This window comes from Hydrogenophaga intermedia (assembly GCF_023715105.1).
In the GTDB taxonomy this organism is placed as follows: Bacteria; Pseudomonadota; Gammaproteobacteria; order Burkholderiales; family Burkholderiaceae_C; genus Hydrogenophaga; species Hydrogenophaga intermedia_A.
In genome coordinates this window covers 76,317-82,440 of sequence record NZ_JAMBNO010000019.1, presented here as the reverse complement: position 1 = coordinate 82,440, position 6,124 = coordinate 76,317, and the positions used below count along the sequence as shown (strand labels likewise).

7 protein-coding genes are annotated in these 6,124 nt (G+C 68.7%); all 7 read right to left on the bottom strand.

What is annotated here, in order from left to right:
* Positions 1–389: 389 nt before the first annotated feature.
* The 7 genes from M3149_RS17555 to M3149_RS17525 all read right to left on the bottom strand — a co-directional run bounded on the left by M3149_RS17555 (position 390) and on the right by M3149_RS17525 (position 6,117).
* The gene (locus M3149_RS17555; RefSeq protein ID WP_008328897.1) at positions 390–1,184 is read right to left on the bottom strand and encodes a 2-keto-4-pentenoate hydratase; all 795 of its coding nucleotides are present in this window, start codon (positions 1,182–1,184) and stop codon (positions 390–392) included.
* A gap of 42 nt (positions 1,185–1,226) precedes the next feature.
* Positions 1,227–2,615 (bottom strand): amidase, encoded by a 1,389-nt coding sequence (locus M3149_RS17550; RefSeq protein WP_008328889.1) that lies wholly within the window; start codon positions 2,613–2,615, stop codon positions 1,227–1,229.
* 43 nt (positions 2,616–2,658) lie between these two features.
* Positions 2,659–2,886 (bottom strand): cis-(methyl)benzoate dihydrodiol dehydrogenase, encoded by a 228-nt coding sequence (locus M3149_RS17545; RefSeq protein ID WP_008328886.1) that lies wholly within the window; start codon positions 2,884–2,886, stop codon positions 2,659–2,661.
* Between the two features lie 63 nt (positions 2,887–2,949).
* On the bottom strand, positions 2,950–3,162 hold the full coding sequence (locus tag M3149_RS17540) for a 2-hydroxymuconate tautomerase (protein ID WP_255347959.1): 213 nt from the start codon (positions 3,160–3,162) through the stop codon (positions 2,950–2,952).
* On the bottom strand, positions 3,159–4,136 hold the full coding sequence (locus M3149_RS17535) for a Bug family tripartite tricarboxylate transporter substrate binding protein (RefSeq protein ID WP_008328880.1): 978 nt from the start codon (positions 4,134–4,136) through the stop codon (positions 3,159–3,161). Before M3149_RS17535 ends, M3149_RS17540 begins: the two co-directional genes overlap by 4 nt.
* Positions 4,137–4,148: 12 nt before the next feature.
* Positions 4,149–5,189 carry a 4-hydroxy-2-oxovalerate aldolase gene (gene dmpG / locus M3149_RS17530; RefSeq protein WP_008328878.1) on the bottom strand — a complete coding sequence of 347 codons (1,041 nt, stop codon included), beginning with the start codon at positions 5,187–5,189 and terminating at the stop codon, positions 4,149–4,151.
* Positions 5,190–5,202: 13 nt separating this feature from the next.
* Positions 5,203–6,117 (bottom strand): acetaldehyde dehydrogenase (acetylating), encoded by a 915-nt coding sequence (locus M3149_RS17525; RefSeq protein ID WP_008328875.1) that lies wholly within the window; start codon positions 6,115–6,117, stop codon positions 5,203–5,205.
* Positions 6,118–6,124: the final 7 nt, after the last annotated feature.

Below are 6,124 nucleotides of genomic sequence, written 5' to 3'. Positions count from 1 at the left end.
GGTGGTGACGCCGCCAGTGATGTATGGGGATGTCGTGAGCAAGAACACCGGGGAGAGGCAATCGGATACCATTGCTGGATGAAATCACAGTGTCAATGGGGCTGATGGAGCTAAGCGGATACCCCTTGCAGGCATACAGTTGCTTGAGGAAGGGCTTGCGCGGTCGGCTCGGCGCCGACCCGTGGCAGCGCTTCATTTGATCGCGGCCGAAGTCCGCACAAGGCTGGTGGCTGTCACTCGACCTCTCTGCAGGCCATCGTAGAGGCGCCTCCACCGGCCGCTCACTGGTCAAGGTGTCACGCGACCGCTCACGCTGCACTGGCGTCTTTGATGGAGCCGTTCGTTGACCGGGTTGATGTGCAGGCGATCCGCACCTATCAAGTGTCGTTTCACAGACGCCGCACAGTCACATCTACCGACCAAGCGTCCCCAAACGAAAACACTCCCGTCAACCTCCCCCCCACCTCCAGCTCACAAGCCTTTGTCAGCCCACCCGTGATCACCAGATCACCCGCCTCCAGCCGCTGACCAAACGCGGCCAGCTCCCGCGCCAGCCGCGCCACCGCGTCCAGCGGGTGGCCGTCGGCATCGGCGCCCACGCCCTGTCCCAGCGTGTGGTGGCTGCCGTCGTGCAGGCGCACCGCCACGGTGCCCGCCGCCATCAGGTCGGTCACCGGCAGGCGTGGCCCGACGACGACCTGGCCGGCGGACGAGTTGTCGGCGGTGTTCTGTTCGAGGTTGAAGCGGTAGCCTGTCCAGGTGGAGTGCACGACTTCGAGGCAGGCGTAGGCGCCCTCCACGGCGGCGACCACGGTGTGGCGGTCGACGGGCGCGTGCCGCGCGTCGAGGGCGGTTTGGAGGCGCAGCCCGATCTCGGGTTCGACCCGCGGCTGCACCAGGCGCTCGTGCACCGCGTCGCCCGAGTTCAGCAGCATCCGGTCGGTCAGCGGCCCGATGTTGGGCCGGGCTATGCCCATCTGGCGGCGCATCACTTCCGACGTGTAACCCAGCTTCCACCCGACCACGCGCTCGCCGGCGGCCAGGCGCAGGCCGAGCAGCGCGCGCTGGATGGCGTAGGCGGTGGCGAGGTCGGGCGTGCCGATGGTGGCTGCGGCGTCCAGTGTCCGACCGGCCTGGCGGGCGGCCCAGATCGCTTCGGCGAGTTGGTTGGGCGTCTGGGTCATGGGGGGGCTCCGCCTGGAAAGGTTGAGGGTGGGGCGCGCCGGCTATGGCAGGTCGGGCGCGCCCAGCAGCGCGTGGCCCTGGCCGATGAGGGCCTCGATGCCGAGCGCGATGCCGATCAGCCGCGCTTCGGCGCGCGGCGGCCCCATCAGCTGCAGGCCCACCGGCATCCGGTTGGCGTCGAGGCCCACGGGCATCGTCAGCGCGCACCAGCCGAACAGGTTGCTGATGGCGGTGTTGCGCATGGCCTTCATGTTGGCCGGCGCGTAGGTCTCCACCGTGCCGATGTCGGCCAGCCGCGGCGGCGAGGCGGGCACGGTGGGCGTGAGCAGGACGTCGACGTCGTCGAACAACCGGGCCGCGCCCGCGCCGCAGCGCTGCAGCACGGCCTTGCGCCGCAGGTACTCGACGGAAGACACCTGCTCGGCCCAGCGCACGCGGTCGCGCACCACCGGGTCCAGCCGCTCCACCTTGTGCGGGAAGTGCTGGTCGAGGTAGGCCGCGAGTTCGGACGCTGCGAGGCCGCCGCGGCGGAAGATGTCGAAGGCTTCCTCGCAGTGCGGCAGCGGGAACCGGACCACCTGCGCGCCGGCCTGGGCGAGGCGCTGAACGGCCGCTTCCACGGCGGCGGCGATGCTCGGGTCGATGTCGTCCCAGAAGTGGTTGGTCGGCACGCCGACGCGCAGTCCTTGCACGCGCACCGGGGCAGGCGCGGGCAGGCCCTGGCTCTCTGTGTCGAGGGCGGCGAACGCGTAGGCCAGGTCTTCCACCGTGCGGGTGAGCACGCCCGCGGTGTCGAGCGAGGACGACAGGGGCACGATGCCTTCGACCGGCCAGCGCCCCACGGTGGTCTTCAGGCCCACCTGTCCGGTCATGGACGCGGGCACGCGCACCGAACCGGCGGTGTCGGTGCCCAGCGCCAGCAGGGCGCTGCCCTGCACCAGCGAGACGCCCGCGCCCGCGCTGGACCCGCCTGGCACGCGGTGCTCGTGGGGTGACCAGGGGTTCCGGGGCGTGCCCCAGTGGGCGTTGACGCCAAGACCCCCGAACGCGAACTCGACCGTGTGCGTCTTGCCGACCACGATGCCCAGTTGCCGCTGCAGCCGCGCGACCAGCGGGCCGGCCGCCTGCCAGGCTTCGGGCAGGGCCTCGTCGCTGCCCGCAAACACCGGCAGGCCGGGCACGCCGTACAGGTCCTTCACCGACACCGGCAAGCCCATCAGCGGGCCCAGGTCCTGGCCCTGGTCCAGCAGGGTGTCGACCGCAGCGGCGGCGCTGCGGGCGCGCGCGCCGTCCCAGGTCTTGTAGGCGTTGAGCCGGGGTTCCATGCGCGCGTGGTGTTGCGCGCAGGTGTCGATCAGGGCCACCGCCGTCAGTTCGCGGCGGCGCAGGCGGGCGGCGTGCTCGGCCAGCGACAGGTGGGCAGCGTTCAAGGGCCTTCTCCTCGGGGTGTGGTGAACAGGGTGTGTCCCATTGTCACCACCCGGCCGCCAAGTCCGCGGCGATCTCTTCTGGTGTGCCCAGGCGGTTCATCGGCGTGTCGCGCAGCAACTGGGTGTAGATGGCTTTCATCCAGCCGGTCTCGGCCTCGCTCAGCGGCTGCGGGTTGCGCGGCACGATGCGCTGGCCGTTGTCGATGGCACCGGGCGAGACGCACCCAGATGGTGCCGCCCACGTTGTGCACCGACGCGTCGACGCGGCCATGGGCCTGCAGGGCCGCCTGCACCACGCGCCCCTGGTAGCGCTGGGCGGCGATTCCGGTCCTGGTCAGCGGCCGAGGTCTTTGGCGCTGACGCCCGCGATGCCCCAGTTCTCCTTGGGCATTTCGTGGATCCAGACGCGGATGGTTTCCTTCTTCGCGTCGATGGCCTCGTGCAGCGCCTGGGTGACCTTCTCGATCACGGCCTTCTTCTGCTCGGGCGTGCGGCCTTCGAGTATGTAGATCTGTGCGAACGGCATGGTGGTGGTCTCCTGGGTCAGTTGGCTTTGATGTCCAGCTTGCGGATCAGGGCACCCCAGCGGTTGTTCTCGGCCTTGATGAAGGCGTCGAACTCCTGGGGCGTGGTGACGCGCAGGTTGCCGGAGATGTTGTCGAACGCGGCCTGGGCCTCGGCGGTCTTGGCGCCTTTGGCCCAGGCGTCGTGCAGCTTCTGCACGACGGCGGCCGGGGTGGCGGCGGGGGCGACCAGGCCGAACCAGGTCTCCACCGCGAAGCCGGGGTAACCGGACTCGGCCACGGTCGGTACGTCCGGCAGGGCCTTGGCGCGCGTGGGCGAGGTGACGGCCAGCGCCTTGAGCTTGCCGCTGCGGATGTGCTGCAAGGTGGTGGCCAGCGAGCTTTCCATGCTCATGATCACCGTGCCCGAGAGCAGGTCCGGCACGATCTGGCTCGACCCCTTGTAGGGGATGTTGGTGAGTTCGATGCCGGCCACCGACTGCAGCAGCTCGGCCGCCAGGTGGTTGCTGGTGCCGATGCCGGACGTGGCGTAGCCGAGCTTGCCCGGGTTGGCCTTGGCGTAGGCCACCAGACCCTTGAGGTCGGCGAACGGTGCGCTCGGGTGCACGACGATCACGCAGGGCGTGGTGCCCACCAGCGAGATCGGGGCGAAGTCCTTTTCCACCTGGAACGGCAGCTTGTCGTAGAGGTAGGGCGCGATGGCCAGGCTGCTGATGGCCGACAGCCCGATGGTGTAGCCGTCCGGTGCGGCCTTGGCCACCGCGTCGGTGCCGATGTTGCCGCCGGCGCCGGCCTTGTTCTCGACCACGAAGGACTGGCCCAGCGCGTCGCCCATGGCCTTGGCGGCGGTGCGGCCCATGATGTCGGTGGGTCCACCCGGTGGGAAGGGCACGATGAGCTTGACGGGACGGGCGGGGTAGGCGTCCTGCGACCAACCAGCGGCGGGTGCCAGGGCCAGGCCGGCCCCCACGGAGGCGATGAAATCTCTGCGTTGCATAGGGTGCGTTCCTCAGGCCGCTTTTTTCTGCTCGCGCGCATCTCGCGCGCGAGCCATGGTCATGGCCGTGTCTTCGATCATGTCTTCCTGGCCACCGACCATCTTCTTGCGGCCCAGTTCGACCAGGATGTCGCGCGCCGACAGGCCGTACTTGACGGCGGCGCGTTTGGCGAACAGCAGGAAGCTGCCGTACACGCCGGCGTAGCCCAGCGTGAGCGCGTCGCGGTCGATGCGGATCGGGAAGTCCATGATGGGCGTGACCAGGTCTTCGGCCACGTCCTGGATCTTCCAGACGTCCACACCGGTCTGCACGTCCATGCGGTCGAGCACGGCGACCAGCACTTCCATCGGCGTGTTGCCTGCGCCCGCGCCCAGGCCGGCGGCGGCAGCGTCGATGCGGGTGGCGCCACATTCAATGGCGGCGACCGAGTTGGCCACGCCCATGGCCAGGTTGTGGTGGCCGTGGAAGCCCAGCTCGGTCTCGGGCTTGAGCGCGTCGCGCACGGCCTGCAGGCGGGCCTTCACGTCGGCGGGCAGCATGTAGCCGGCCGAGTCGGTGATGTAGATGCAGTTGGCGCCATAGCCCTCCATCAGCTTGGCCTGTTTCACCAGGCCTTCGGGGCTGTTCATGTGGGCCATCATCAGGAAGCCCACGGTGTCCATGTCGAGCTTTCGGGCGAAGGTGATGTGCTGCTCGCTCACGTCGGCTTCGGTGCAGTGCGTGGCCACGCGGATGGTGTGCACGCCCAGGCCGTGCGCCATCTTCAGGTGGTCGACGGTGCCGATGCCGGGCAGCAGCAGGGCCGAGACCTTGGCCTGCTTCATCAGCGGGATCACGGTGCCCAGGTACTCCTCGTCGGAGTGGGCCGGGAAGCCGTAGTTGACGCTGGAGCCGCCCAGGCCGTCGCCGTGGGTGACCTCGATCAGCGGCACACCGGCGGCGTCGAGGCCGCAGGCGATGCTCTTCATCTGTTCGAGCGTCATCAGGTGGCGCTTGGGGTGCATCCCGTCGCGCAGGGTCATGTCGTGCAGGGTGATTTTTTGCTGGCTCATGGGGTGCTCCGGATCAGGCGGCGACGGGTTCGAGCACGAGCTCGCCCTTCAGGATTTCTTCGGCAAACATCTCGGCGGTGCGCGCGGCGGCGGCGGTCATGATGTCCAGGTTGCCGGCGTACTTGGGCAGGTAGTCGCCCAGGCCCTCGACCTCCATGAAGACCGAGACGCGGTTGCCGTCGAAGACGGGGCCGTTGACCAGCTTGTAGCCCGGCACGTACTTCTGCACTTCCTTGATCATGTCGTGCACCGACTTCGTGATCGCGGCCTCGTCGGGCGTGCCTTCGACCAGGCAGTGCACCGTGTCGCGCATGATCAGCGGCGGCTCGGCCGGGTTGATCACGATGATGGCCTTGCCCTTCTTGGCGCCGCCCACCTTCTCGACCGCGCCGGCCGTGGTGCGGGTGAACTCGTCGATGTTCTTGCGCGTGCCGGGACCGACCGATTTGCTGGACACGGTGGCGACGATCTCGCCGTAGCTCACCGGCTGCACGCGGCTGACCGCGTAGACCATGGGGATGGTGGCCTGGCCGCCGCAGGTGACCATGTTCACATTCATCTCGCGCTGGCCGACGTGCTGCTTGAGGTTGACCGGCGGCACGCAGTAGGGGCCGATGGCGGCGGGCGTGAGGTCGATCATCATCGCGCCCTGCTCATTGACCTTGCGCGAGTTCTCGGCGTGCACGTAGGCGCTGGTGGCGTCGAACACGATCTGCACACCGTCGGCCTTCATGTGCGGGATCAGGCCGTCCACACCCTCGGCGGTGGTCTTGATGCCCATCTCCTTGGCGCGCTTGAGACCGTCGGAGTTGGGATCGATGCCCACCATCCACACGGGTTCGAGCAAGGGGCTGCGCTGCAGCTTGGCCAGCAGGTCGGTGCCGATGTTGCCGGGCCCGATCAGGGCGCACTTGATTTTTTTGGTCATGGGTTGA